This is a genomic window from Maribacter cobaltidurans (assembly GCF_002269385.1).
In the GTDB taxonomy this organism is placed as follows: Bacteria; Bacteroidota; Bacteroidia; order Flavobacteriales; family Flavobacteriaceae; genus Maribacter; species Maribacter cobaltidurans.
In genome coordinates this window covers 3,986,500-4,012,390 of record NZ_CP022957.1, presented here as the reverse complement: position 1 = coordinate 4,012,390, position 25,891 = coordinate 3,986,500, and the positions used below count along the sequence as shown (strand labels likewise).

General features: G+C 38.3%; 27 protein-coding genes. 12 read left to right on the top strand and 15 right to left on the bottom strand.

Going from position 1 to position 25,891, the window contains the following annotated elements:
• The first annotated feature begins 43 nt into the window (after positions 1–43).
• The 8 genes from CJ263_RS17950 (at position 44) to CJ263_RS17915 (ending at position 8,804) form a co-directional block, all read left to right on the top strand.
• Complete coding sequence (locus tag CJ263_RS17950) at positions 44–664, top strand: tRNA (guanine-N1)-methyltransferase (RefSeq protein WP_094998531.1); 621 nt, start codon at positions 44–46, stop codon at positions 662–664.
• 36 nt (positions 665–700) lie between these two features.
• Complete coding sequence (locus CJ263_RS17945; RefSeq protein ID WP_094998530.1) at positions 701–1,141, top strand: GNAT family N-acetyltransferase; 441 nt, start codon at positions 701–703, stop codon at positions 1,139–1,141.
• Between the two features lie 17 nt (positions 1,142–1,158).
• The gene (gene trmD / locus CJ263_RS17940; protein ID WP_094998529.1) at positions 1,159–1,833 is read left to right on the top strand and encodes a tRNA (guanosine(37)-N1)-methyltransferase TrmD; all 675 of its coding nucleotides are present in this window, start codon (positions 1,159–1,161) and stop codon (positions 1,831–1,833) included.
• 132 nt (positions 1,834–1,965) lie between these two features.
• Entirely contained in the window at positions 1,966–2,316 is a 351-nt protein-coding gene (gene rplS, locus CJ263_RS17935; RefSeq protein ID WP_094998528.1) for a 50S ribosomal protein L19, read from the top strand.
• Between the two features lie 659 nt (positions 2,317–2,975).
• A complete protein-coding gene (locus CJ263_RS17930; protein ID WP_094998527.1) occupies positions 2,976–5,195 on the top strand; it encodes an NADP-dependent isocitrate dehydrogenase in 2,220 nt (739 codons plus the stop codon).
• A 112-nt stretch (positions 5,196–5,307) separates the two neighbouring features.
• The gene (locus tag CJ263_RS17925) at positions 5,308–7,707 is read left to right on the top strand and encodes a TonB-dependent receptor (protein ID WP_094998526.1); all 2,400 of its coding nucleotides are present in this window, start codon (positions 5,308–5,310) and stop codon (positions 7,705–7,707) included.
• Positions 7,708–7,710: 3 nt separating this feature from the next.
• Complete coding sequence (locus tag CJ263_RS17920) at positions 7,711–8,568, top strand: DUF4249 family protein (protein ID WP_094998525.1); 858 nt, start codon at positions 7,711–7,713, stop codon at positions 8,566–8,568.
• Positions 8,565–8,804, top strand: coding sequence for a DUF6095 family protein (locus CJ263_RS17915; RefSeq protein WP_094998524.1), 240 nt, complete (start codon positions 8,565–8,567; stop codon positions 8,802–8,804). Before CJ263_RS17920 ends, CJ263_RS17915 begins: the two co-directional genes overlap by 4 nt.
• On the opposite strand, the gene CJ263_RS17910 is transcribed toward CJ263_RS17915, so the two are convergent.
• Positions 8,801–9,499, bottom strand: coding sequence for a DUF4294 domain-containing protein (locus CJ263_RS17910; protein WP_094998523.1), 699 nt, complete (start codon positions 9,497–9,499; stop codon positions 8,801–8,803). The two genes, CJ263_RS17915 and CJ263_RS17910, sit on opposite strands and share 4 nt — an antisense overlap.
• 195 nt (positions 9,500–9,694) lie before the next feature.
• On the opposite strand from CJ263_RS17910, the gene CJ263_RS17905 reads away from it, so the two are divergent.
• Entirely contained in the window at positions 9,695–10,783 is a 1,089-nt protein-coding gene (locus tag CJ263_RS17905) for a M42 family metallopeptidase (protein WP_094998522.1), read from the top strand.
• Between the two features lie 40 nt (positions 10,784–10,823).
• A complete protein-coding gene (locus CJ263_RS17900) occupies positions 10,824–11,372 on the top strand; it encodes an NUDIX hydrolase (protein WP_094998521.1) in 549 nt (182 codons plus the stop codon).
• On the opposite strand, the gene hisS is transcribed toward CJ263_RS17900, so the two are convergent.
• From hisS to rpsF, 5 genes are all read right to left on the bottom strand, one after another.
• Entirely contained in the window at positions 11,364–13,109 is a 1,746-nt protein-coding gene (gene hisS / locus CJ263_RS17895) for a histidine--tRNA ligase (protein ID WP_094998520.1), read from the bottom strand. The genes CJ263_RS17900 and hisS overlap by 9 nt on opposite strands.
• Before the next feature lie 93 nt (positions 13,110–13,202).
• Positions 13,203–13,679 carry a DUF6495 family protein gene (locus tag CJ263_RS17890; protein WP_094998519.1) on the bottom strand — a complete coding sequence of 159 codons (477 nt, stop codon included), beginning with the start codon at positions 13,677–13,679 and terminating at the stop codon, positions 13,203–13,205.
• An 83-nt stretch (positions 13,680–13,762) separates the two neighbouring features.
• Positions 13,763–14,215: a 50S ribosomal protein L9 gene (rplI, locus tag CJ263_RS17885; RefSeq protein WP_094998518.1), complete on the bottom strand. Its 453-nt coding sequence runs from the start codon at positions 14,213–14,215 to the stop codon at positions 13,763–13,765.
• 12 nt (positions 14,216–14,227) lie between these two features.
• Positions 14,228–14,524: a 30S ribosomal protein S18 gene (gene rpsR / locus CJ263_RS17880; RefSeq protein ID WP_013991412.1), complete on the bottom strand. Its 297-nt coding sequence runs from the start codon at positions 14,522–14,524 to the stop codon at positions 14,228–14,230.
• Between the two features lie 5 nt (positions 14,525–14,529).
• Positions 14,530–14,871, bottom strand: coding sequence for a 30S ribosomal protein S6 (gene rpsF / locus CJ263_RS17875; protein ID WP_094999303.1), 342 nt, complete (start codon positions 14,869–14,871; stop codon positions 14,530–14,532).
• A gap of 235 nt (positions 14,872–15,106) precedes the next feature.
• Between rpsF and CJ263_RS17870 the strand changes: the two genes are divergently transcribed.
• Positions 15,107–15,799 (top strand): LytR/AlgR family response regulator transcription factor, encoded by a 693-nt coding sequence (locus CJ263_RS17870; protein ID WP_094998517.1) that lies wholly within the window; start codon positions 15,107–15,109, stop codon positions 15,797–15,799.
• A gap of 57 nt (positions 15,800–15,856) precedes the next feature.
• Here CJ263_RS17870 and priA read toward each other — a convergent pair whose 3' ends face one another.
• The 4 genes from priA to nadC are packed head-to-tail and all read right to left on the bottom strand — an operon-like array spanning position 15,857 to position 20,579.
• Positions 15,857–18,310, bottom strand: coding sequence for a replication restart helicase PriA (priA, locus tag CJ263_RS17865; protein ID WP_094999302.1), 2,454 nt, complete (start codon positions 18,308–18,310; stop codon positions 15,857–15,859).
• A gap of 5 nt (positions 18,311–18,315) precedes the next feature.
• A complete protein-coding gene (locus tag CJ263_RS17860; protein WP_094998516.1) occupies positions 18,316–18,756 on the bottom strand; it encodes a DUF2147 domain-containing protein in 441 nt (146 codons plus the stop codon).
• On the bottom strand, positions 18,753–19,721 hold the full coding sequence (locus CJ263_RS17855) for a YihY/virulence factor BrkB family protein (RefSeq protein ID WP_094998515.1): 969 nt from the start codon (positions 19,719–19,721) through the stop codon (positions 18,753–18,755). The genes CJ263_RS17860 and CJ263_RS17855 overlap by 4 nt, the downstream gene beginning before the upstream one ends.
• Positions 19,722–20,579 carry a carboxylating nicotinate-nucleotide diphosphorylase gene (gene nadC, locus CJ263_RS17850; protein WP_094998514.1) on the bottom strand — a complete coding sequence of 286 codons (858 nt, stop codon included), beginning with the start codon at positions 20,577–20,579 and terminating at the stop codon, positions 19,722–19,724. It lies immediately after the preceding gene.
• Between the two features lie 63 nt (positions 20,580–20,642).
• Here nadC and rlmH point away from each other — a divergent pair, with 63 nt between their 5' ends.
• Positions 20,643–21,116: a 23S rRNA (pseudouridine(1915)-N(3))-methyltransferase RlmH gene (gene rlmH / locus CJ263_RS17845; protein ID WP_094998513.1), complete on the top strand. Its 474-nt coding sequence runs from the start codon at positions 20,643–20,645 to the stop codon at positions 21,114–21,116.
• Positions 21,117–21,131: 15 nt separating this feature from the next.
• On the opposite strand, the gene serA is transcribed toward rlmH, so the two are convergent.
• From serA to CJ263_RS17820, 5 genes are all read right to left on the bottom strand, one after another.
• Positions 21,132–23,024 (bottom strand): phosphoglycerate dehydrogenase, encoded by a 1,893-nt coding sequence (serA, locus tag CJ263_RS17840; RefSeq protein ID WP_094998512.1) that lies wholly within the window; start codon positions 23,022–23,024, stop codon positions 21,132–21,134.
• Between the two features lie 154 nt (positions 23,025–23,178).
• Positions 23,179–23,961 (bottom strand): alpha/beta fold hydrolase, encoded by a 783-nt coding sequence (locus CJ263_RS17835; RefSeq protein ID WP_094999301.1) that lies wholly within the window; start codon positions 23,959–23,961, stop codon positions 23,179–23,181.
• 11 nt (positions 23,962–23,972) lie between these two features.
• Complete coding sequence (locus tag CJ263_RS17830) at positions 23,973–24,677, bottom strand: DUF3307 domain-containing protein (RefSeq protein ID WP_094998511.1); 705 nt, start codon at positions 24,675–24,677, stop codon at positions 23,973–23,975.
• 2 nt (positions 24,678–24,679) lie between these two features.
• Positions 24,680–25,285 (bottom strand): SatD family protein, encoded by a 606-nt coding sequence (locus CJ263_RS17825; protein WP_094998510.1) that lies wholly within the window; start codon positions 25,283–25,285, stop codon positions 24,680–24,682.
• Between the two features lie 91 nt (positions 25,286–25,376).
• Complete coding sequence (locus CJ263_RS17820; RefSeq protein WP_094998509.1) at positions 25,377–25,829, bottom strand: methyltransferase family protein; 453 nt, start codon at positions 25,827–25,829, stop codon at positions 25,377–25,379.
• Positions 25,830–25,891 lie beyond the last annotated feature (62 nt).

Sequence of the window (25,891 nt, the reverse complement as noted above, 5' to 3'; positions counted from 1 at the left end):
TTAGTACCCTCTAAATCTATTTTTAACGGAAATTCAAATACGAATGAAAATTTCAAGAATACTATTTTTACTTGCAGTCCTACTTACGGCAGGTTTAGGATACTCACAGGAGTCAGAAGGTGAGGAGACACTTTCATTGGAAAGTGGCCCTATTAGCAGCCAGTTCGATTATGTTGCTAAAAAATCCGGCAATTATCGTGCCGATGGTGTACGGTACGAGGTCGTCAAGGAAGCCAACCTATATAAATTAAGGGGGAACGTTTTGGATTCCATTGCGGCTTTCAATAAAAAGACCAGTGAACTGAATTCAACCATTTCCGAGCACGAAACAACTATTACATCCTTAAATAAAAAATTAGAGGAAACAACTACGAACCTGGAAGCGGTCACAGAGGAAAAAGACAGTATGTCCTTTTTGGGTATTTTGGTATCCAAGACGACCTATAACTTAATATTATGGACCATAATAGCCGGGCTATTTATTCTTTTAGGGACTTTCATCTATAAATTCAGAAACAGTAATATTCTAACCCAAGAGGCAAAACAAAATCTAGCAGAACTGGAAGTGGAATATGAAGACCATCGAAGACGGGCCTTGGAGCGGGAGCAAAAGATTAGCAGAAAATTACAGGATGAGCTAAATAAACAAAAGAAAGCGAAATAAATGGAAGCTCCTTTATTGGAGCTTTTTTTATAAAAAATGGTTATTACCCAAGCTACTATAACGAACCTTAAAGAAATAGTTCCATTATTTGACCAATATAGGGTTTTCTATGGTCAATCAACTAATTTGATTCAGGCCGAGGCATTTCTTAAGGAGCGCTTTGAAAATAAGGAATCCATAATATTGGTTGCCTCCATGGAAAATCAAATGATTGGCTTTACACAACTCTATTTCTCATTTTCTTCTGTTTACCTTGAACCTACACTGATACTAAACGACCTTTTTGTACTCCCTAAATATAGGGGCCAAGGTATTGGCACATTACTTTTGAAAAGTGCACAGGACTTTTGCGAAAAATATAATTATAAAGGGTTATCCTTGGAGACCGCCATTGACAATCCCGCCCAAAAACTCTATGAAAAATTAGGTTGGGAGAAAGATTCCCACTGTTTTCACTACTTTTGGTCTGCCCAATAATTAGTTATTCCAATCGCATGCGAATTGATATCATCACTGTTTTACCGGAACTACTAAAAAGCCCGTTCGAAGCCTCGATTTTAAAGAGAGCCATAGAAAAAGGATTGGTCGAAGTTCATTTTCATAACTTAAGAGATTACACGGATAATAGCTATAATCAAGTGGATGATTATCAGTTTGGCGGTGGTGCGGGAATGGTAATGATGATAGAACCGATAGATAAATGTATTTCGGGACTCAAAGCGCAAAGAAATTATGATGAGATTATCTATATGACCCCTGATGGGAAAACATTGAACCAGAAAATTGCCAATAGTCTGTCTCTCTTGGAAAATATCATTATTCTATGTGGTCATTATAAAGGGGTTGATCAACGCGTAAGGGATATGTTCATTACCAAGGAGATCTCGATTGGAGACTATGTGCTCTCCGGTGGGGAATTGGGCGCTGCAGTCCTTTGCGATACTATAATTAGACTTCTGCCAGGCGTACTTAATGATGAAACATCGGCCCTGACAGATAGTTTTCAAGACGGTTTATTGGCTCCGCCCGTGTACACAAGACCAGCGGAATATAAAGGGATAAAGGTTCCTGAGGTACTTTTGAGTGGAAATTTCGGTAAAATAGAACAATGGCGAGAGGAGAAAGCACAGGAAAGGACAGAAAAGCTAAGACCGGACTTACTACAATAAAACAAGAATCAAAATAAAAACTTCAAAATATTTGTAGATATTAATTTTACAAGTATTTTTGCACCCTGTTAAATCAACCTCTGACGAAAATCGTGAACGTTGTTTTAATCTAATTCCAACATTAAATCTAAAATGGAATCATTAATTAAGTTTGTACAGGACGAATTCGTAGCAAAAAAAGAATTCCCAAAATTTTCTGCAGGTGACACTATCACTGTATATTATGAAATTAAGGAAGGTGAAAAAACACGTACACAGTTCTTTAAAGGGGTGGTTATCCAAAGAAGAGGTACTGGTGCAACCGAAACATTTACCATTCGCAAAATGTCCGGAACTGTGGGAGTTGAACGTATTTTTCCAATTAATCTTCCAGCTCTTCAAAAAATTGAAGTTAATAAAAAAGGTAAGGTTCGTAGATCAAGAATTTACTATTTCAGAGGCTTGACCGGTAAGAAAGCAAGAATTAAAGAGGTGAGATCATAAACGACAACCTCTCCTAATAAAAAAAGCACCGATTTTATCGGTGCTTTTTTATGAACAATTGTTAAAAACATAAGTTCATAAACTGTTCATTATTAATTATATACAAAACTCTCGTTTTATAAATTTTTTTTATTAAATTTAGGTGTGATTAAAAAAGTTCACCGAGGTAAAATTGTGGTAACTTTTAAGTCACTGTGAGGTTTACGTTCTTTACATTGTTGTTTAATCGGTAATTAAGCATTTTCTAGGGAATTGTTTAAAACGATGAGCTTTAACCGTTAAAGGCTGTCGCTTTTAAAAGTATTGTGGGCAATCATTTTTCATAAAGATGGGAAGTTACCCAAAACTTGAAAGAAAATTGTTAAGACGACAAAAATGAGGTGTAGATTTAAGGTTCAATTACAGAATTGAGTTTAGGATACATTTCAAACGTTGATTTAGTGACGCAGAGGCAATCAAGGGTTGCAGTTTTAATTAACTTTAAAACAACACGTCTGTAAGCTATTTCTAAAAAGCCATATCAAGGTATTTGTACATTGATATGGCTTTTGTTATTTTATGAATCTTCCCAAAAGCCTAAAATATTAAGGCTACACCACTCCAATAAGGCTGGATAAAATTGTATATTTGCACCGCTTTAATTTAAATCAGAACTAATAATGTCCAAAATTTTTTATACCAAAACGGATGAAGCTCCCGCTTTAGCTACTGCCTCATTTTTACCTATTGTCAAAGCATTTACCAAAACTTCGGGAATAGAAATAGAAACCAAGAATATTTCCTTGGCCGGTAGGATAGCAGCTCTTTTTCCGGAGTATCTCACCGAGGAGCAAAAAGTTCCCAATGATTTGGACGTTTTAGGTGAATTGGCAAAACAACCAGAGGCAAATATTATAAAATTACCTAATATAAGCGCTTCAATTCCGCAGTTAAAGGAGGCAATTGCCGAATTACAATCCAAGGGATATAAACTGCCAGATTATCCAGATGAACCAAAAACTGAAGAGGAGAAAGTAATTAAGTCCAAATATGATAAGGTAAAAGGCAGTGCGGTAAACCCTGTATTACGGGAAGGAAATTCTGACCGTCGTGCTCCTAGGGCCGTAAAGAATTATGCCAAAAAGAATCCACATAGCATGGGTGCTTGGTCGGCAGATTCCAAAACACATGTAGCCACAATGTCTCATGGCGATTTTAAATCCAACGAGAAATCAATAACAATTCCATCTGCAACGGAGGTACAGATAGTACTAAAAACCGAGAATGGAGCAAAGAAAGTTTTAAAGGAAAAGTTATCCTTACAAGACGGGGAAATTATTGATGCTACTGTTATGAGCAAAAAGGCTCTTTTGGTATTCCTTAAAGAACAGGTAAAAGATGCCAAGGAAAAGGGTGTTTTATTTTCTGTGCATCTAAAGGCTACCATGATGAAGGTATCCGATCCCGTTATTTTTGGCCATGTTGTGGAAACTTTTTTTAAACCTGTATTTGATAAGTATTCCACAACTTTCGAAAAAATAGGTGTTAACCCCAACGATGGGCTTGAGGTTTTATATAATAAATTGGAAAAATTACCTACCAATGAGAAAACCGAAATAGAGAATAAAATACAGGCTGTATTGGAAGACGGTCCATCCCTGGCTATGGTAAATTCAGATAAGGGTATTACGAACCTGCACGTACCCAGTGATATTATCATAGATGCCTCAATGCCGGCCATGATCCGTAATTCTGGTCAAATGTGGAATGCCGAAGGGAAACCACAAGATACCAAAGCGGTTATACCGGATAGTAGCTATGCAGGTATTTATTCCGCTACTATAGATTTTTGTAAAGAACACGGTGCATTTGATCCAACTACCATGGGAACTGTTCCCAATGTTGGGTTAATGGCGCAAAAAGCGGAGGAATATGGTTCCCATGACAAAACTTTTGAGATAAAGGAAGCAGGTTCCGTTCAAGTAATAGATTTAAATTCTGACAAGGTTTTATTGGAACATTCTGTTGAAGAAGGTGACATTTGGAGAATGTGCCAAGTAAAGGATGCCCCTATTGAAGATTGGATAAAACTGGCAGTTTCCAGAGCAAGAGCGACAAACGATCCGGCAATTTTCTGGTTGGATGAAAATAGGGCTCATGATAGAGAACTAATAAAGAAAGTTAACTTGTACCTACCACAACAGGATACGGATGGTTTGGATATCCAAATTATGTCTCCGGAAAAAGCAACACAATATACGCTTAAACGTATTAAAGAAGGAAAAGATACCATCTCGGTTTCTGGGAACGTACTACGGGATTACCTAACTGATTTATTTCCCATTCTAGAAGTAGGTACCAGTGCCAAAATGTTATCCATTGTTCCTTTGATGAATGGAGGCGGATTATTTGAAACAGGTGCAGGAGGTTCGGCGCCGAAACATGTAGAGCAATTTTTGGAAGAGGGACATTTAAGATGGGACTCTTTAGGTGAATTCTTGGCTCTAGGCGTGTCTTTAGAGTTTTATGGAGAGAAAAACAATAATCCTAAAGCTAAGATTTTGGGTGATGCCTTGGACGCAGCCACAGAGAAATTTTTATTGAATGATAAATCACCATCCAGAAAAGTTAAGGAATTGGATACCAGAGGAAGTCATTTTTACCTTGCGAAGTATTGGGCAGAAGCTTTGTCTAAACAAGACAATGATGCTGAGCTTAAATCAATTTTTACAAAAATATATGCTCAGATACAGAATAAGGAAGAACAAATCCTGAACGACCTTTTGGATGCCCAAGGAAGTGCACAGGACATAGGTGGTTATTACAAGCCGAATCCGAACTTAGAGTCAATTGCCATGCGCCCAAGTGATGCGTTCAATAAAATTCTACAATCCATTTAAGATTATATAACTATCATACAAAAGCCCCATCTCTGGGGCTTTTTTTTAGTTTAAAATATCGTTAAGCGTTGAATACTTCAGGTATTTCTCATTATTTTTAAAAAAAATTCAAATGAAAAAGCCTCATTGGCTATTTCCTATCCTTCTAGTTTGTTTTTCCATAGTCGCGAAAGCGCAGGAAAAATATACCTTAAGCGGAGTTATTACCGAGGATTCCAGTAACGAAACATTAATTGGTGTAACCATTGCATTTCCCAGTCTGGGAAGTGGCGTAACTACGAATGAATATGGATTTTATTCCATAACCTTACCTAAAGGCGAATATCAGGTTATCGTAAGCTATTTGGGGTTTAGTGATATTGTTCAAAATATCATACTTGATAAGGATACCAAATTGGATTTTCAGCTCTCCGAAGAGGCCGAACAACTGGATGAGGTTGTCGTTACGGATGATTCGGAAAAGTTGGATATTAGAAAACCCCAAATGAGTGTCAATACGCTTTCTGCCGCCACCATAAAAAAGATACCTGTTATTTTGGGGGAAGCAGATGTCATCAAGTCCATTTTGTTGTTACCGGGAGTCACCAATGCTGGTGAGGGTGCTTCCGGTTTTAATGTTAGGGGCGGTGCTGCGGACCAAAATCTTATACTTTTAGATGAAGCGATAATATTCAATTCCTCGCATCTTTTTGGATTCTTTTCAGTTTTCAATCCAGATGCTATCAAAGATATAAAACTATATAAGGGCGGTATTCCGGCCCGTTACGGTGGACGAGTTTCTTCGGTATTGGATATTTTTCAAAAAGAAGGGAACAGCAAGGAATTTAAAATGAATGGCGGTATAGGTGCAGTTGCCAGTAGATTATTGCTAGAAGGCCCAATAAAGAAAGACCGTGCCGCTTTTTTAATTGGAGGCCGTGCCTCCTACGCCCATTTATTCCTTCCCTTGTTCGATGTTGACAATACAGCTTATTTTTACGACTTAAATACCAAAATCAACTACAAAATCAATGAAAATAACAACGTATTTCTCTCAGGTTATTTTGGAAGGGATGTCTTTGGGATTAGTGAAAGCTTTGTAAACACCTATGGAAATGCGGTGGGAAACTTCAGATGGAACCATCTATTCTCGGATAAGCTCTTTTCAAACCTTTCCTTAATTTATTCCGATTATTACTATGGCTTAAAATTGGATTTTGTAGGATTCAATTGGAATTCGGGCATTCGTAATTTCAACCTTAAATATGATTTCAAACACTATCTGAGCGATAAGTTTCAGTTGAACTACGGAATAAATAACATTTACTACCAGTTCAATCCGGGTAAAATAGAACCTAGTAACGATGAATCCGGAATCTTAGAAGATCAATTAACCCAAAAATATGCAAATGAATTTGCAGCTTATGTTGATGTAGAACATCAAATTACAAACAATCTCAGCCTTGGTTACGGCCTTAGGTTCAGTCAGTTCGTGCGTTTAGGTCAGGATGAGGTTTTCACCTATGCCAATGATAATCCCGTCGTTTTTGATCCATTTTTATTAATTTATCAAGAAGCAGAACCAATAGGAAGGTCAACGCCAGGACGTAAGGGTCGGCTTGCTACCTTTAATAATTTGGAACCAAGGGCGTCCCTATCCTATACCTTGAATGAAAAAAGTTCCGTAAAGGCAAGTTATACCCGTTTAGCACAGTACTTACACTTGCTTTCCAATACAAGTTCCCCTACCCCATTGGATGTTTGGACTCCGAGCGGACCTTTCGTGAAACCTCAGTTATTAGATCAATATGCCTTGGGATATTTCCGGAATATCAATAATGGGGATTATGTTATTGAAAGTGAGATTTTTTACAAGGAAGTACAAAACAGAATTGATTATATAGACGGAGCTAATCTTATAGCGAATGATGCTATTGAACAGGTAATTCTCAACGGCGAGGCCAGGGCCTATGGACTAGAACTGCTGTTACGCAAAAATGAAGGAGATTTTCAAGGATGGTTGGCATACACGCTTTCAAAATCCGAACAGCGGACACCAGGTAGAAATCTAGATTTTGACAACGGACGCAGCAATTTAGAAACAGGTATCAATAACGGAAACTGGTATAACACTCCTTATGATAAAACCCACGATATATCCCTTTTCCTTAGTTATAATTTAAATGAAAAATGGAGCTTTAGTAGTAACTTCGTCTATCAGACCGGGCAGCCCACCAACTACCCCATTGGGCAATTTGAATTTCAAGGATTGACCATTCCCTATTACGGACTACGAAACAAGCAACGCTTACCGGCTTATAACCGATTGGATATATCCGCTACACTTACTCCGAGAAAAAATAAAAACAGAAAAATAAAAGGGGAATGGATTTTTAGCATTTATAACCTTTACAATAGAAGAAATGCAGCATCTATAAATTTTAGAAGAAATGATGATACCGGTGCAAATGAAGCGGTAAGAACTTCCATTTTCGGAATTGTCCCGGCCGTTACTTACAACTTTAAACTATAGGGCATGAAAAGGATTATTACCATATTTTTAGTCTTAATATCGTTTGCCTCTTGTGAGGATGTGATTGAAGTAGATACACCTAGCGAGTCTCCCAGGTTAGTTGTAGATGGTATTATACGCATCGATACTTCGGAAGCATTTACCACTGCCAGAATTAAGATTAGTACAAGTAGCTCTTTTTTTGACCCGAACACCCCAGTTTCAGCAGATTTGGTACGAATTCAAAATGTACTATATGAGCCAGAAATAGCTGGCGAAGGTAATTTCATTAATTTGGCAGAAGTAGAACCCGGAATATACGAAGGAGGAAAAAGTACAAGGTTTTTCACCGAGGGCCGTTTGGATTTATATGTGAATTATAACGACGAACGATTCTATGCAGGTACCTCGTTTGTCCCCAGTGTTCCAATTGATTCATTACGCCAAGGAACCGAGACCTTATTTTCAGAAGATGAAACGGAAATTATTGTCTCCTATACAGATCTAGGGAATAGAAATGATTTTTACGTTTTCGATTTTGGATTTAATGAATTTCTGGTCACGGAAGACGAGTTTTATCAAGGACAAACCTTTGAGTTTTCCTATTTCTATGAGGATGGCCTAGAGGCTGGTACGAAATTGAACATAAGTTTGTTAGGTGCTGATGAAGGCTTCTTTAATTATATGAACCAAGTGATTGTACAATCGGGTGGTGATCAGGGTCCCTTTCAGACTCCAGCGGCCACTGTTCGTGGAAATGTGTTTAACGTAACAGGCTTGGACAATATTGAGGTATTTGATAATGTAGAACGTTCCAATAACTTTGCTTTAGGCTACTTTGCCGTAGTGCAAGAGTATCAAAGCAACATTACAATTGAATGAGAACAGATAAAGAAATGATGGTAAAGGGCATTAAAAAGTTGGCCTTTACAATTTTATTGATGTTTTTAGCCCCAGTAGTTATTTGGCAGGCCTTCAAAAATGAGGGGCATCCATTTTATTGGCCGGTTCTAGTAATTGGCCTAATATTGGCTATTTATGCCATATATTCTGGTTTTAAAGGTATTCAGATCATTGTGGATGCCCTTTTTGGAGGTAATAGCAGAAAAAGGGACTAATTGCCAGGGTGATTTTTTTGTGCCGGCTTTTTCCACTTATTATAAAGCTTGTTATAGTCGTAATCCAAAACCGTTTCTTGACGCTCCAATTGACCCGCCGCAAAGGCCCGTTGTAGAATGTCCTCTATGAGATAATCCTCCTCAATTTCATCGGGATGAAATTCTTCCTTTATACTTATTTTAAAGAACTTCGCCGTGGTGTTATACCAAAAGGCCCTCCAGCCGTTCCTGAGTTCCTTAACCAAGTCAAAGGCTGTAGTTCCTGTTTGCCTATAAATGAGCTTCACCAAAATTTGTCCCTCAGTCCTGGTCAGCTTTTTTAGTTCTTCAGAGAATTCCTCCTCGATATATTTTTGCACTTTACGCGTATATTTTCTTCGTTTTCTGTTTTTGGTGATTTTGGTCAGGCTATCATTGAGTTCTACCAAACGTTCCGCGGCCAATTTGGCATAAGGATACACTTTGTGGGTCTTGCGCCTTAAAATATAATATCGGAGCTTATCATCATAGGAAGAAAACTGTAACTTACCAAAAACGTAGGCCTCTTCCAGAGAAATGGAATTTTGGACAATGGAATCCCCCGAAATGATGATCATTTTTTCGGAAATCGAATCCAGTTCCTGTTCTTCCACCTGTCCTATTGATTTAAATAAGGACATTAGAAAAACCAACATCAAAACACTATTCCTTATCATAGTACTAATTTGTACAAAAGCCTTGCCAAAATTAACGATAATTGATTCAGCATATTATTAAAAACAAGTGAATATTGCTAAGTTTGCAAACAACTTTAAAAAGTAAGACTTGCGAATAATTTCAAAGACTTCATTAGAAATTTTTACGGGACTTTGAAAGTTTGAATCTCGATAATCGAGTTAAAAAAATTATACATGGCGAACAAAACGATCATTACCAAAAAATCATTGGATTTTTTTGAAAAATACCTGAACAATGCCGCTCCCACAGGTTATGAATGGGAAGGACAAAAGCTTTGGATGGAATATCTAAAGCCCTATGTAGATACCTTTATTACGGATACCTATGGTACTGCCGTTGGGGTCATAAATCCAGATGCAAAATATAAAGTAGTTATAGAAGGACATTCCGACGAAATATCTTGGTATGTAAATTATATAACGGACAACGGACTTCTTTATGTCATCAGGAACGGAGGCAGTGACCATCAAATCGCACCGAGTAAATGGGTGAATATCCACACCAAAAAAGGTATTGTAAAAGGTGTATTTGGATGGCCAGCTATTCATACCCGAAAGAACGACAAGGAAGAATCGCCAAAATTGGATAATATCTTTATTGATATAGGTGCAAAGGATAAGGAAGAGGTAGAAAAAATGGGTGTCCATGTGGGCTGCGTCATCACCTATCCAGATACGTTTCAGGTGCTGAACGGTGATAAGTTCGTCTGTAGGGCCATTGATAACCGGGCCGGTGGATTTATGGTTGCAGAAGTAGCGCGACTTTTACATGAAAACAAGAAGAAATTACCCTTTGGACTTTACATTACCAACTCCGTACAGGAGGAAATTGGCTTGCGTGGTGCGGAAATGATTACCCAGACCATTAAACCGAATATTGCCATTGTAACGGATGTTTGCCACGATACCACCACTCCAATGATCGAGAAAAAGACTCAGGGCCATACCGAAATTGGGGCCGGACCGGTAATTTCCTATGCTCCTGCAGTACAGAATAAACTTAGGGAACGAATCATAGAAACTGCGGAAGCGAAAAAAATACCCTTCCAACGAATGGCGGCTTCAAGGATGACAGGGACTGATACCGATGCCTTTGCCTATAGCAACGGAGGTGTAGCCTCTGCCTTGATTTCCCTGCCCTTACGTTATATGCACACCACTGTGGAAATGGTTCATAAGGATGATGTTGAAAACGTAATCCGATTGATTTACGAAACACTTTTAAATATTAAGGAAGGTGAAACCTTCAGTTATTTTGATTAACTAATAGTAAAACCCGCCCATTGGCGGGTTTATTTTTTATATGGACGAGCTTGTAGACATTTTGGACGAAGAAGGGAAGTACAAAGGTATTTCCCTTATGAAATCCCAGGCACATCAAAAGGGTTTATTCCATCCTACTGTGCATGTATGGTTTTATACTCCCAATGGCCAAATCCTAATCCAACAAAGAGGCAAGGACAAAGATACCTACCCCCTGCTTTGGGACGTTTCCGTTGCCGGACATGTTGGGGCCGGTGAGAACATTAAAATATCCGCAGTCCGAGAAATAGAAGAGGAAATAGGTCTAAAAATAAAACCTTCTGATTTACATAAAATTGGAATATTTAAATCGGTTCAAAAGCATTCAGAATCACTTATCGACTGTGAATTTCATCATACATTTCTAGTCGAATTACGAGTGTCTTTGGAAAACCTTACCAAACAGGAAAGTGAAGTGGAGGATTTAAAACTAGTTTCCATCACCCAATTTGAAGAGGAGTTGGGCAACGAGGAGAAATCAAAAAAGTACGTACCCCATTCATCGGACTATTACAAAACTATCTTAGCTGAAGTTAAAAAGTTAGCGTAAACCTCCTATGAACGTTTCCACTTCAGAAAGCGCAAATGTAGTTTGTTTACCGCTCTCCATATGTTTTACCACGAAAGAGTTGTTGTTCAACTCTTCCGTTCCCAATAGAATCACATAAGGGACATTGCGATTGTTCGCATACTTGAACTGTTTGTTGAGCTTGGCATCCGAAGGATACAAATCCGCCTTTACTCCATGCTTTCTTAGGACCGTAGTCAACTTTAAGGCCGCCAGGCCTTCCTTGGTTCCAAAATTAAGGCAAAGGACATCCAATGAGCGGTCTATAGCCTCTGGAAAAAGACCTAGTTCTTCCAATACCAAATAAATTCTGTCCAAGCCAAAGGAAATACCTACCCCGCTTACATTGGGTAGTCCGAATATTCCGGTAAGGTCGTCATATCTACCACCACCTCCAATGGACCCCATAGAAACTCCTTCTGGAGCACCAACCTCAAAAATAGCACCAGTATAATAGTTAAGACCTCTGGCCAAAGTAACATCAATAACCAATTTGGCTGATTGCAATCCTAGGCTAGTAATGGTCTCCATAATAAACCGAAGCTCTGATACACCTTTGCTGCCCTCTTCAGAATCTTTGAGCAGCTCTTCCAATCTTTCCAATTGGTCTGCATTACTGCCGCTCAAATTAAATAAAGGCGATGCTTTTTCAATGGCGGACTCAGAAATACCCTTGGATAGCATTTCTTTCTTAACACCGTCCTCCCCTATCTTATCCAATTTATCCAAGGCCACCGTGAAATCAATCAGCAAATCCTTGGCCCCAATAACTTCGGCAATACCGGCCAAAATTTTACGGTTGTTCAATTTTATGGTAACCCCTTCCAATTTTAAATCAGTGAATACGGTATCATACAATTGAATAAGTTCTACTTCCTGTAATAAGGAATCGGAACCTACCACATCGGCATCACACTGATAAAATTCCCTAAATCGTCCCTTTTGAGGCCTATCCGCACGCCAGACAGGCTGTATCTGATAGCGCTTAAATGGGAAATCAAGTTCGTTTTGGTGCATCACCACATATCGGGCAAAAGGTACGGTTAAATCATATCGTAGGGCTTTTTCGGATATTTCGGGCGTTAATTGTTTTGATATTAGTTTTTTAACTGTTTCAACATATAATGCATCAAAAGGAAAATCGGATAAATCAAAATTGAAAACATCATCAGAAACAAAATTCGAAATGTTTTCATTTCTTAATCTGCCCTGACGAATTGCTGTAAATGACCAAGAAATTAAATGATGCTTATACTCATTAGTTGCAATTGAATAAACATTCTGGAAACGAGAATTCAAATTTTCAGTAAAAAAATTAAAATGTAAGTCATAAGTATTACTTACAAATTGATTGTTATTATAATCACTAAACTTTAAAACCTTTTGTCTAATTTTCTCTCCAAGTTGCAAATCTATATCTGAACAAAATGATTGAAGTTTTTCATTGAGAATATTTCTTAAATCACCAGATTCCATAATATCCCTAGCAAATTTTTCAAAATAATCACCAGAATTCAAAATCTTAAAAATCAGTCGGTCTCCTTCATCTCCATACTTACCCATTAAGGTTTCCGAGTTCTCAAATGATGGCGTTTCTATAGGCTGAAAACCAAAAGTCTGAAAATGCTTTTTGACGATATCAAAAATATAGTTTCGCTTCACGACCTCTGAAGGTGTAAAATCGCGGGTTCCTTTGGGTATGGATGGTTTTTGTGCCATGAATATTTTATGAAGTGCAAATATAAGCCTCCCCTTAATCCCCTCCAAAGGAGCGGAGACACTATCTTAGAATCTTGTTTCCTCTTTGGGGGTTCAGGGGGCTACGATTACTTTATCAAACCACTGATATAATTCTCCTTTGGTGATTACAGCCCCTTGTTTAATCAATTCAAACTTATCCTGGTTAGGCTCCTCGGAATAGGCTTTGGCAGCAGTCATATATTCCACAAAATCGGATTGCCAGTTTTTCCTGAACCAATCGAAACCTACTTTCGTGGTCAAATCTATTTCCGGATTCATAATTTTCACTGCGATGAGTTTCATTTCCTTTTCTGTCAAATAAAAAAGATGCATCTGCTGGGCAGAAATATTTTCCAAATATTCCACTTTGGTCAGTACTCCTTCCCAAACCAAATCGCTGAATATGTCCAATTCCTCTTCGGCCACTTTGGGCTTGTTCTGTTTTATGTCATCCCATTCTGCCTTGTCTATGGACTGGGTAGCCAGGAAATTGATGAATTCCGGGTGTAATTCCTCTAACTGTTCCTTTGTAAGTCTTTCGTATTTCAAAAGTCTAATTTTAGTATTTGACCATTATAAACAAATAAGCCCTTCAGTTTCCTGAAAGGCTTATACAGTCTTTAAATATCAATTTAATTTTGCTCGGCAATAACTTCAAAAGGAAAGTCTACCACTACCTCTCTGTGAAGTCTGATCTGCGCATTATAAGGTCCGGTCCTTTTAACGGAACCTCCTTGAATGCTAATGAACTTCTTCTCGATAGTATGACCTTCTTTTGCTATTGCATCTGCCAAATCACCGTTGGTAACAGAACCGAATAATTTATCGGCAGAACCTGTTTTAGCAGTAATTTTCAATTCAAGTGCCTTTAAGGCATCTGCAATTTTATTGGCAGTGTCCACAACTTTTTTCTCCTTGTGGGCTCTTTGCTTTAGGTTTTCGGCCAAAACCTTTTTAGCCGATGGAGTTGCCATGGTCGCCAAGCCTTGAGGTATAAGGTAATTTCTACCGTATCCGTTCTTAACGCTCACCAAATCGTCTTTAAAACCTAAGTTCTCTACGTCTTCCTTTAATATAAGCTCCATGATTCTTTTCTTTTATTTTAATAAATCACCTACATATGGCATCAGTGCCAAATGACGAGCCCTCTTTACCGCTTGGGCCACCTTCCTTTGATACTTCAAGGAAGTCCCCGTAAGTCTTCTTGGTAATAATTTGCCTTGCTCGTTCACCAATTTCATTAAAAAGTCTGCATCCTTGTAATCAATGTATTTGATACCTGATTTTTTGAATCTACAGTACTTTTTCTTGGTGTTGGTTTCAATGTTCAATGGGGTTAGATACCTGATCTCCCCATCTTTTTTACCTTTTGCCTGTTGTTGTAATGTTGCCATAGTTCTTAAGCTTTAGCGGTTTTGTTTCTTGCTCTTCTCTTTTCTGCCCACGCAATTGCATGTTTGTCCAATTTAACGGTCAAAAATCGCATAACGCGCTCATCTCTTCTAAACTCCTGTTCGTAAGGCATTACTACCTCACCAGTGCTAGTGAATTCGAACAAGTGGTAAAAACCACTTTTTTTGTTTTGGATAGGATAGGCCAATTTCTTTAGCCCCCAGTTCTCCTTGGCAACCATTTTGGCGCCATTGTTAATTAAGAAATCCTCAAATTTCTTAACTGTTTCCTCTATCTGAACATCAGATAGAACGGGATTCAAAATGAAAACAGTTTCGTAATGGTTCATATTATATTTTATTTTAAGGAGTGCAAAAATAGCCATTATTTTAAAATAAATATAAGAAATGAAGAAATTCTTCGTTATAGCTAGGAAGAAATATTTAAAAACGTAAAACCAAATCTTAATAACCTATGATCATTGCCATCTATACAATAAGGAAAGCATTGTTTACATCTTTTGTTGCAGTTGAACGTGTTTTTTCGGTAATTTGTCGATGATTTAACCCCACAAATCAGCCCTTATGAAGTTAAGAAGTATTATCGTTGACGATTCGTCCATGCAGCGCATGGCAGTCGCCAAGTTGGTAAACAACCACCCGAACCTAGCTATGGTGGCAGAGTACAGTAATGCCATTGAAGCTAAAAACGGTATCAAGAACAACGAAATCGATTTGATTTTTTTAGATGTTGAGATGCCAATCATTACAGGATTCGACCTACTTGAATCCTTGGATAACAGTCCTCAAGTCATTTTAATTACAGGTAAACCGGATTATGCTCTAAAAGCATTTGATTACGATGTAACAGATTACCTACACAAGCCTATTACAATGGCTCGCTTTGATGCCTCTGTTAAGAGAGCTGTAGCCAAATACGAGCAAATGAATAGGGTGCATGAGGACGAGGAGCACATCTTCGTTAAAAGTAACCTTAAGAAAAGGAAGGTTATCCTGAACGATATTAAATGGATCGAGGCACTGGGAGATTACATTAAATTAGTAACCGACGAGGCCAACATCGTAATTTTATCAACAATGAAATCTTTCGAAAAACAATTGCCGGAAGATAAATTCCTAAGAATTCACAAGTCCTATATAGTGAACTTGGAAAAAGTGGAAAAATTCAACAGTAAAAACGTAGAGGTAAGTGGCCGTTCTATTCCTTTAAGTAGGAACAAGAAAACGGAATTGGCCGAAGCCTTGAGCAATGTATAAAAGTTGCTTATGGAATACGATTACTTATTAAAAACCGCCAAAAGGCGGTTTTTGTTTTTAAATATGGTCTACATTGTAAATAACACGAACGCTCCGGTACATTGAAATGGAATTGAAGGATTTCTCTATCCTTCTTATATTTCTCTTTGTTTTTCCTAGAGATTCACTCTTATCTATCTTGACCAGTATATTTTTTAAGTACTGATTCCTAATTCTTGAAATGGGCGGGAACTCCGGTCCCAAAACCGTACCTCCAAAATGAGTTCTTAGGGCCCCGCTGAACCACTCAGCGGCTTCATTTAGTGTATTATAATTCTTGTGTTTAAAGGTTATTTTGATTATTCGGTTTAAAGGTGGGTATTTATACTGTTCTCTTTCATATACCTGTTCCATGAACATGGTTTCATAATCCCCGGTAGTCACTTGTTTTAGAATTTGATGGTAAGGATTATAGGTTTGAATGATAACCTTGCCTCTTTTTTGGGTACGTCCTGCCCGACCTGATACCTGGGTCAACATTTGAAATGTTCTTTCATGAGCTCTATAATCCGGAAAATTCAAAAGTGAATCAGCGTTCATGACCCCTACTAAACTTACATTCCTAAAATCCAGCCCTTTGGTAAGCATCTGTGTACCCACCAAAATATCCATTTCCTGTTGTTCAAAAGCCGTGATTATTTTTTCATAGGCATGTTTTCCCCTTGTCGTATCCAAATCCATACGCCCTACTTTGGCCTCGGGAAAAAGTTTATTCACCTCCCCCTCTACTTGTTCCGTTCCAAATCCCTTAGTATCCAGTTCCGGACTACCGCATGCCTCACAGCTTTCGGGCAACGCAGTATGATAACCGCAATAATGACATCGAAGTTGTTTCTTGTATTGATGGTACGTCAGTGTAACGTCACAGTTGGAGCACTGTGGCGTATGACCACAGGTAAGACATTCCAATACCGGAGCAAACCCTCGTCTGTTCTGAAAAAGTATGATTTGCTCACCATTGCCCAGACTTTCTTCAATTTCTTCCAATAATCTTTCGGAAAAATGACCTTTTACCCGTTTTTTACGAAGTGCCTCCTTGAAATCCACCAACTCCATATCGGGCATAAGCACATTACCAAAACGTCTATTTATTTCGGCATAGCCATACTTACCTTGCCGTGCATTATAATAACTTTCAATACTGGGTGTAGCGGAACCTAAAAGAATCTGCGACTTATGCAAATTCGCCAGAACTATGGCCGCATCCCTCGCATGGTATCTTGGTGCCGGATCAAACTGCTTAAAGGAACCTTCATGTTCCTCATCCACAATAATCAACCCCAAATTGTTAAATGGCAAAAACAAGGATGACCGCGCGCCTATTACAATTTGGGCTTTTGGGGCTTCCTTCAAAACATTGTTCCACACCTCTACCCGTTCCTGAATATTATATTTGGAATGAAATACCGATATCCGTTCCCCAAAATAATCCTGTAATCGCGAAATCAACTGTGTGGTAAGTGCAATTTCAGGGAGTAAGTAGAGAATCTGTTTCCCTTTATCAATATAGTCACTGATTAACTTTACATATACTTCTGTTTTTCCCGAGGATGTGACACCCTTTAAAAGGGTCACCTTATCATTCTTAAAGGAACTTTGAATATCTGCCAAAGCCTGTAATTGATATTCGTTTAGCTTTTTTATTTCCGAATTTTCGCCTCCTTCATAATTAATTCGGTCTTTTTGGATATAATATTCCTCCAAAATACCTTTTTCAACCAAAGCTCCAATAACAGCCTTTGAGCTATTGCTATACTTTTCCAGATCTGCTACGGAAATCGGTTTCTTATTATTACCCTGTAATTGAAATAAGGAAAGTACCACCTGACTTTGTTTTGGTGCCCTGGATAGCGTTTCCAGTAAAGCTTCCAAGGCTTGATCGGACAAATACTCTTTGCCTAACTTTACATATTTTACAAGTTTAGGCTTGTATTGCTCATAGACTTCCTCTTTTAGGTAAATAATATTTTTATCCAGAAGTCGGTTTAGCACCGGAAGTACATTTTTTCTTTCCACAATGGCCGATACCTCATGTACCTTGAGTATTGATTGGTGCTGTAAGGCCTCATACACCAAAAACTCATCATCCTTTAACTGATTTTCATCAACATCGGCCTCCGAGTTTCTAAGAATCAAGGTCTCACTTTCCAACAAAAATGCGGATGGAAGTGCACTTCTCATAACTTCCCCCAATGTGCACATATAATAATTGGCAATCCATTCCCAATGCTGTAACTGAATTGAATTTACAATGGGGAACTCGTCCAATATTTGGTCAATCTCCTTTGCCTCGTACACTTCAGGTGGATTGTTGTGTACTTTAAGCACTAGGGCCGTATAGATTTTTGATTTACCAAAGGGAACGGACACGCGCATACCCGGCTCTAGTACTTTGGCTTCTTCTGGAGTTACGCTGTAGGTAAAGTGCCGCTCTAAGGGAATGGGCAAAATAACATTGACAAAATACTCCATATTTCTTACCCTTCCACCCTTAGCCAAGTTTGTGTCCTATAAAGAAAAGCCAAATATCCTCGTACTTTTAACTCATTCTTGTTATCAGGGTTGAGCCAAATTTTAAACCTGAAGGTCATTGCCTGTTCAGGATCAAAAAGATGTTTGCCCTTCCATTCCCCGTCATCATGCTTCTTCCCACCTTTTATTATTTCCATGCCCACAATGGGCTCGTCCTTTAGCTCTCCTTCGCATTTAATACAGACTGCATCCTCTTTTCCTTCCTCCAGAATTTTTTCTACATAGCCGTACATTTGACCGTCTTTCTTGTATATATTGATGATTCCCTTAGGTTTCCCCGTACGGTCATCGATAGTTTTCCATCTTCCAAAAACCGACTGTGCAGAAACGAAGACCATTCCAAAAAATAAGAAAAATAAAAAAAGGACTGTTTTATGTTGTATCATTCTTGCTTGCTTATTTTGCGTAAGGAATTTAGGGATGCATTGAGTTCAAACCCAAGGAGCAAGATATTGGAATTTAACCATATATAAACCATTAATATCAATAATCCCCCCAAGGCACCATAGAGTTCGTTATATCTTGCAAATTTTTCCACATAAATTCCGAACAGGTAAGAAGTCAATAAAAACAAAACTGTCGTAACCAATGCCCCAATTGAAAAAAATCGTGCCTGTTTCCCCTCCCTTGTCCCAAAATAATACAGAATTGCCGTGGTGAAATAAGACAGTAGTATAAAAAACAATACTTTGGCTATTTGTACACCAATAATCTCATCTTCGTCGAGCACATAACCACCCTGTCTGGCGGCAAACTCCGTCAAATAACCCAAGACATAAAACTCAAAATAGATATAGGCCACAAAGCCCACAATAATAAGAATGGCCAAAATAAGACCTACCATAAGCGCATATAAATATTGTCTAAAAAAATTGCGCTTAAGTTCAATATGATAACTAGTCTCAAAACCTCCAAAAATGGAATTGACCCCATTGGCAACCAAAAAAATGGAAAGTAAAAAAGCAGAGGACAATAATCCTCCTCTTTTTTGGTCCTTTATCTGTCTAAATATATCCCCAAAGTAATCTCCCGTGGCATTTGGCAAAAAAGATTCCAAAAAAAGCTGAAACTGTAATTCAAAATTTTCATTTTGGATACTAATATAATCCACCAAGAACGGCACTAGGGTAACCATAAAAATCAATAGCGGAAACAGGGCCATAAAAAGACTAAAGGAAATGGCACTCGCCCTAGAGGACAGTGCACCCTGCACTATCCCATTAACATACATTTCCAAAAGATCGTAAAGGGAAAGTCCTTCAAGGCCAGGTAATTTAATGGTCTTCAACAACCTAACTACCTTATTGATAACTGGAATCTTTTCAAGTCTTTCCTCTACCTCTAAAGACATTTACACGGCTTTTAAACTAAGGTCCATGTTGTACACAGAATGCGTCAAGGCACCAGAGGATATATAATCCACGCCACATTCTGCATATTTCCGAATGGTAGCTTCCGTTATTCCTCCAGAGGACTCTGTTAGGCACTTATCACCTATTAACCGCACCGCTTCCCGGGTATCCTCATAATTAAAATTATCGATAAGTATGCGGTAGACGCCATCGGATTTTAGAATTTCCCTTATTTCATTCAAATTCCTCGCTTCTACTATTATTTTTAGATCTTTGCCGGTTTCTTTCAAATAGGCCTTGGTCATATCAATCGCCTTGGTAATTCCTCCTGCGAAGTCAATATGATTATCTTTGAGCATAATCATGTCGTATAGGGCAAATCGGTGATTTTCCCCTCCCCCAATCTTAACGGCCCACTTTTCTAAAGCCCTTATTCCAGGGGTAGTTTTCCGGGTATCCAGGATTTTGGTCTTTGTACCTTCCAATAAATCCACATAGGATCTTGTCTTGGTGGCGATGGCGCTCATGCGTTGCATGGAATTTAAGACTAGCCGCTCCGCCATTAATATACTACGCGAACTTCCTTCCACATAAAAGGCAATATCACCATATTTTACTTTTGCTCCATCCTTCAGTACTTTTTCAAATACCATATCCTTATCCACATAATCAAATACCATATTTGCGAAGTCAATTCCCGCGATAATACCCTCGTCCTTGACCAACAATTTGGCTTTACCTTTGGCTCCTACAGGAATACAGGCCAAGGAACTATGGTCCCCATCACCAACATCTTCCCTTATGGCATTGGCTATTATTCCTTTTAATTCTTGGTCGAACTGCTCTTTTGAAATCATTTATATGTATTGCTTGATGCTAAAATACGAATCCATTTTGGGAAATTGATTTACTTTTGAAATATGACGATAAAACTTCTGGCCATAGGAAAAACCGATAGCAAAGAACTGCAAAAACTAATCTCTATCTACCAACAACGTCTGGACCATTATATTAAATTTCAACTGGAAATCATCCCCGATCTCAAAAAAACCAAAAATCTATCCGAGGACCAGCAAAAAATAAAGGAAGGGGGACTTATTCTAAAATCACTCTCCAGTACCGATGTCTTGATTCTATTGGACGAAAACGGAAAGCAATATTCCTCTGTAGAATTTTCCAATTATTTACAGAAGAAAATGAACTCAGGTATGAAACAACTGGTCTTTTTGATAGGTGGTCCCTATGGATTTAGCGAAGAAATCTATAAAAAGGCCTCCGGAAAAATTAGTCTCTCCAAGATGACCTTTTCCCATCAGATGGTACGCTTGTTCATTGTAGAACAGCTATATAGAGCCTTTACGATTCTCAGAAACGAACCGTACCATCATCAATAGTCTAAAAAATGGACCTTAATAAAGAACCCTGAATTTAATGGTGTTCTCCACCTTTTTTAGGGCCTTAATTACATCCTTATTGTATTCCTTGTCCAAATCGGTAATAACATAACCCACCTCACTATCCGTGGATAAATATTGGCTGGAGATGTTAAGTTCGTATTTGGCCAAAACTTTGTTGATTTTGGCCATGATTCCAGGTACGTTCTTATGGATATGTAAAAACCGATGAACATTTTTTTGCTTCGGTAGCCTGATATTTGGAAAGTTCACCGCATCCACAGTATTCCCAGAATTGATGTAGTCCATAATTTTGTTGGGCACAAAATCCGCAATGTCCCTTTGGGCCTCCTCTGTGCTACCACCTACATGAGGAGTAAGGATTACATTAGGAAAACCTTGCAGCTTCGTTTTAAAATCACCGTTGCTACTGGGTTCCTCAGGATACACATCCACTGCCGCTCCTCCTATTTTACCACTTTCCAAACCTTCTGCCAAGGCATCTATATCCACGACAAAACCTCTAGAAAGATTTATAAGCATGGCCCCTTTCTTCATTTGGTTAATTTCCCGTTGCCCAATGAAGTTTTTATTGGCCTTATTATCATCAACGTGAAGCGTGACTACATCCGAGATACTCAATAAATCCTCCAACGTGCTACATTTAATGGCATTTCCAAGAGCCAATTGGTCATTTACATCATAGTAATACACCTTCATACCCATAGCCTCTGCCAATACAGATAACTGCTTACCTATATTTCCATAACCGACTATACCGAGGTTCTTACCACGCACTTCCCTTGAGCCAGCGGCAGTTTTCTGCCATTGACCAGAATGAATCTCAGAACTTCTGGCAAAAACACTACGCATCAACATAATGATTTCACCAATGGCCAATTCTACTACGGAACGTGTATTACTGTATGGAGCGTTGAACACTACCACTCCTTTTCTCTTGGCGTAGTCCAGGTCTATTTGGGTGGTACCGATACAAAATGCACCTACCACCAATAGTTTTTCGGCGGCATCCAAAACTTTCTGGGTTACTTGGGTTTTGGAGCGGATGCCCAATACATGCACATCCTTAATTTTTTCAATCAGTTCTTCTTCTGATAGGCTGTGCTTTAAGAGTTCTACCGAAAACCCTTCGCTTGAAAGGCTATCAAAGGCAGCGGTATGCACATTTTCCAATAAAAGGATCTTAATTCTGTTCTTTGGGTAAGAGATATTTCTTGGCAAATCGTTCACAAATAAAAATTCATCTAAATTAGGTGTAATATGGTCAGCGTTTCTAGCGGCTTTTTCCCGGTGGACATTTTCCGTATAGGCAAAAAACTTATCCGCTATCCCAGCTTCCCTCATTACATAATCACTATAACCGTCACCAATGACCTGAACCTCTCCGTCCAGATTCATTTGTTTAAGGCATTCTATTTTTCCGTTGTGTTGGGAAAGTACGTTATTCTCATCAAAACCAATGATATTTCCATCGGCATCAAACCTAAAGGTATTGGCATATACTCTTTCCGAAGGTATATTGTAATCCTTAACTATAGGGTCTATAAACTCCTTGAATCCACAGGAAATCACATAGATATCCTCGGCATATTTTTCAAAAAACTCCTTATTGGAGGCTATGGATTTGGAAATCTTTTGTCTTAATTCCTCCACTAGCTTCTCCAAATCGTCTTTATGGGCATTCAGGAGCTTTATTCTACGCTCCAAGGATTCGGTAAAGGAAATGTCACCGTCGATACCCAAATTGGTAATACGCTGTATCTCGTTCACGATATCCTCCCTATTGGATTTCCCTTCCAAGGTCATCTCCGCCAGCACATCCAAAGCCTCAACTCTGGTGAGGGTACTGTCAAAATCAAAAACATATTTTCTTCCCGATGCAACCATTTTTATAAGCTTTCTCAGCTATTAAGGAGTAATTAAAATCAAGCGGCAAAATTAAAAATTAAATCGGTTGAATTTTAATTCAAGGTCAAAATTAAACAAAAAGAGAGCGGATTGAGCCAATTGTAAAACTATGCATGCTAAAAGTCCAGTCTTATTATAAAAAACGAAGGATTTCCTTGGAAAACGCTTTTGTTTTCCAGGTTCCATTATGGTCTCCAGGCACAATCACGAGTTTTGATTTTTTCAATATCTTTTTTAGGGCTTCGGGATCACCATTGTCCAAATCCTCGTTCCCTGCGATTACCAATATTTTTACGTTCAATTGACTAAGCTCTTCTTTGGGAGTAGCAGGTTGATATTTTTGTTGCAAATAAAGTGACCTAAAGTCGGCATTGATTGATCTAGCGTAATCTAAGGCTCCTTTTGTCATTTCTGATACTTCCCCATTAAAAGCTTTTGCAAACGCCAATCTTCTATCCCATTTTGGATTTGTAAAGTCGATACCCATACCTCCAAAAACAGCTTTCTTGATTCTTGGGTCCTCCGTTAGGAGTTCCGCCAAAACAATACTGCCCCTAGAATAGCCAATGGCATTATAATTTTTGGCATGCAAATGGGTCATTAGCAATTTTATATCTTTCACCTCCGCATTATCCTGATAGGAGGATTCCTCTTGGGGCTTATCTGACTGACCACAGCCTCTTAAATCAGGAATAATAACCCTGTATCCCTTATTCAACAGGTCTTTTTTTAGCTCGGTATTATCCCAAGATTTCCCAGAGTTTAAAAATCCATGCAGAAGCAACACAGGTTCCCCAAAACCTTCGTCCGTATAGGTGATTTTTACCCCATCAAACGACCGAAAATAATTTTGCTGGGCAAAACCTGTATTGGTCATGAAGAACATCGTACAAAAAAGAGCGGCAAAGATTTTCATAGTATCATGGGTCATGGGTTGTAATGAACATATAGGATTCCGGCAATTATTGCCAGTCCAAAGCTTACTAATGTACCAATTAATATGTATTCCGTGAGCTTTCTACTATTGCTTTCCTTTAGGTCATTAAACCTAAAAACGGATTTTGCCGTTATCAAAAGACCTATCGCCTCCCACCTACCGATAATTATAAAGGTCAAAACGAACAATCTTTCTATAATACCAATATATTTTCCGGCATTTGGCAGTGACTTATGGTCCGTGTTTATTTGGTTGGACATACCTTCCAACAATTTTCCCATGATAATGGCAGATGGTGAAGTTACAAATACGATAGCCAAAACAAGTGGCCAATCCAACTCCGTAAATAGGGCCATTGTATGCCCGTACAGATTTGAATAATAAACGCAAATGTATATGGCCATAAGATGCAATACTTGGTCTATGAAAAATGGGATGCCTTTATTTTTAAACAATGGGTTCGCATAGAGTTTGGCCATATCTATAATCAAATGGCTTATAGCTAAAATCAGGGCTATACCCCACTTTTCCAAGTCCCATAGAATCAACATATATAGGACAAAATGGATAAGTACATGCAAATAGAGATATATTGAAGTACCCTTGTTCGCCTCTTTATGTATGACCCATTTGGTAGGTTGTAACATAAAATCCCCCAGAAGATGGGCTAGTAAAAGTTTTACGAATAGCTGCATGATCAAATTTCCTTAATTACCAAATCATAATACCCCAATAAATCCATTACCAAATCCAACCTGGCCCTTTTTAATCGTTGACTAACCGCCGATTGTTTAATTCCCAATTTTTGGGCTATCTCTTTTTGGGATGCCTTTGGATCATCCAAGACCAATGCCATAATTTCCGCAGAGACCATACTCCAGCTATCCATAAAATCAGAGGCCAATTGTAGCATTAAGTTCAAGGTTCTATCATAGAATTCATTCCCTGTTGCTATACTTAGGTTCACTTTACCATCCTTTATGGATTCCAATTTACGTCCTGAACGTTGATAGGCCGGCCCATTGGATTCACTTACACCCGAACCAATATAGGTTTCCAATCCTATTCCAATTCCCATTCTTACATCTAAATCCTTGATTGATTTTAACAGCGCTTTTATTCTAATGGCAGTTAACAGGGCATTCTCCTGCGTTACCTTTAATTGAAACTCATCACCTCTATATATCTCCCAATTCATGGGAGATGGACCAAAACGTGAGAAGTAGTCCTTTAGAATATCCATCCACTCAGAAGAATGGTGATTTTCGGAATTTATGATATCTCCGGTAATAATTGCAATCATAATGTATTATTTAAAAAGCTAATATATTAAATTATAAGCTAAATAGATAATATTTTAGAATATTAATCATGGAGGTAATATGTGAATCTTCTTAAAACCACCTTCTTGTAGCTGTAATATAAGCCTTATAATCCTTCCCAAATTTGTCCAGAAGAATCTTTTCCTCAGGTATAATCTGAAAACGATTCATATATCCAACAAACCCGGCTGCGACCAAAGTGTTGAAAGCGTTTCCCAGGAAAAGTCCAAAACCGAGCAAAATCATCAACAGGGCCAAGTACATAGGGTTTCTTGAATAATTGTACAGTCCTGATGTTACCAACCGACTCGCTTTTTGGGGTTTAATAGGATCTACTGAAGTCTTGGATCTAAAAAATTGAATCAGAGAAACCAAACCAATAAGACCTGCTAAGCCCATCAATATCTCCGCCAAAAGAAATCGGCCAAAGAAGTCAAAAAAACCAACCGGCAAAAACTCACCGACCAAATACATTATCAACGCAAAAAAGAAAAAAATCAGAACCGGGGGCAACTTTAACTCCATGTGATAAAATTACTATTTTTGGCGTTCATGGAATTATAAACGAAGGTAAATAAATAGACAAG

Coding starts and splice junctions, on each gene's coding strand:
- CJ263_RS17950 (WP_094998531.1), top strand. CDS start 44: ATGAAAATTTCAAGAATACTATTTTTACTTGCAGTCCTACTTACGGCA.
- CJ263_RS17945 (WP_094998530.1), top strand. CDS start 701: ATGGTTATTACCCAAGCTACTATAACGAACCTTAAAGAAATAGTTCCA.
- trmD (WP_094998529.1), top strand. CDS start 1,159: ATGCGAATTGATATCATCACTGTTTTACCGGAACTACTAAAAAGCCCG.
- rplS (WP_094998528.1), top strand. CDS start 1,966: ATGGAATCATTAATTAAGTTTGTACAGGACGAATTCGTAGCAAAAAAA.
- CJ263_RS17930 (WP_094998527.1), top strand. CDS start 2,976: ATGTCCAAAATTTTTTATACCAAAACGGATGAAGCTCCCGCTTTAGCT.
- CJ263_RS17925 (WP_094998526.1), top strand. CDS start 5,308: ATGAAAAAGCCTCATTGGCTATTTCCTATCCTTCTAGTTTGTTTTTCC.
- CJ263_RS17920 (WP_094998525.1), top strand. CDS start 7,711: ATGAAAAGGATTATTACCATATTTTTAGTCTTAATATCGTTTGCCTCT.
- CJ263_RS17915 (WP_094998524.1), top strand. CDS start 8,565: ATGAGAACAGATAAAGAAATGATGGTAAAGGGCATTAAAAAGTTGGCC.
- CJ263_RS17910 (WP_094998523.1), bottom strand. CDS start 9,499: ATGATAAGGAATAGTGTTTTGATGTTGGTTTTTCTAATGTCCTTATTT.
- CJ263_RS17905 (WP_094998522.1), top strand. CDS start 9,695: ATGGCGAACAAAACGATCATTACCAAAAAATCATTGGATTTTTTTGAA.
- CJ263_RS17900 (WP_094998521.1), top strand. CDS start 10,824: ATGGACGAGCTTGTAGACATTTTGGACGAAGAAGGGAAGTACAAAGGT.
- hisS (WP_094998520.1), bottom strand. CDS start 13,109: ATGGCACAAAAACCATCCATACCCAAAGGAACCCGCGATTTTACACCT.
- rplI (WP_094998518.1), bottom strand. CDS start 14,215: ATGGAGCTTATATTAAAGGAAGACGTAGAGAACTTAGGTTTTAAAGAC.
- rpsR (WP_013991412.1), bottom strand. CDS start 14,524: ATGGCAACATTACAACAACAGGCAAAAGGTAAAAAAGATGGGGAGATC.
- rpsF (WP_094999303.1), bottom strand. CDS start 14,871: ATGAACCATTACGAAACTGTTTTCATTTTGAATCCCGTTCTATCTGAT.
- CJ263_RS17870 (WP_094998517.1), top strand. CDS start 15,107: ATGAAGTTAAGAAGTATTATCGTTGACGATTCGTCCATGCAGCGCATG.
- priA (WP_094999302.1), bottom strand. CDS start 18,310: ATGGAGTATTTTGTCAATGTTATTTTGCCCATTCCCTTAGAGCGGCAC.
- CJ263_RS17860 (WP_094998516.1), bottom strand. CDS start 18,756: ATGATACAACATAAAACAGTCCTTTTTTTATTTTTCTTATTTTTTGGA.
- CJ263_RS17855 (WP_094998515.1), bottom strand. CDS start 19,721: ATGTCTTTAGAGGTAGAGGAAAGACTTGAAAAGATTCCAGTTATCAAT.
- nadC (WP_094998514.1), bottom strand. CDS start 20,579: ATGATTTCAAAAGAGCAGTTCGACCAAGAATTAAAAGGAATAATAGCC.
- rlmH (WP_094998513.1), top strand. CDS start 20,643: ATGACGATAAAACTTCTGGCCATAGGAAAAACCGATAGCAAAGAACTG.
- serA (WP_094998512.1), bottom strand. CDS start 23,024: ATGGTTGCATCGGGAAGAAAATATGTTTTTGATTTTGACAGTACCCTC.
- CJ263_RS17835 (WP_094999301.1), bottom strand. CDS start 23,961: ATGAAAATCTTTGCCGCTCTTTTTTGTACGATGTTCTTCATGACCAAT.
- CJ263_RS17830 (WP_094998511.1), bottom strand. CDS start 24,677: ATGCAGCTATTCGTAAAACTTTTACTAGCCCATCTTCTGGGGGATTTT.
- CJ263_RS17825 (WP_094998510.1), bottom strand. CDS start 25,285: ATGATTGCAATTATTACCGGAGATATCATAAATTCCGAAAATCACCAT.
- CJ263_RS17820 (WP_094998509.1), bottom strand. CDS start 25,829: ATGGAGTTAAAGTTGCCCCCGGTTCTGATTTTTTTCTTTTTTGCGTTG.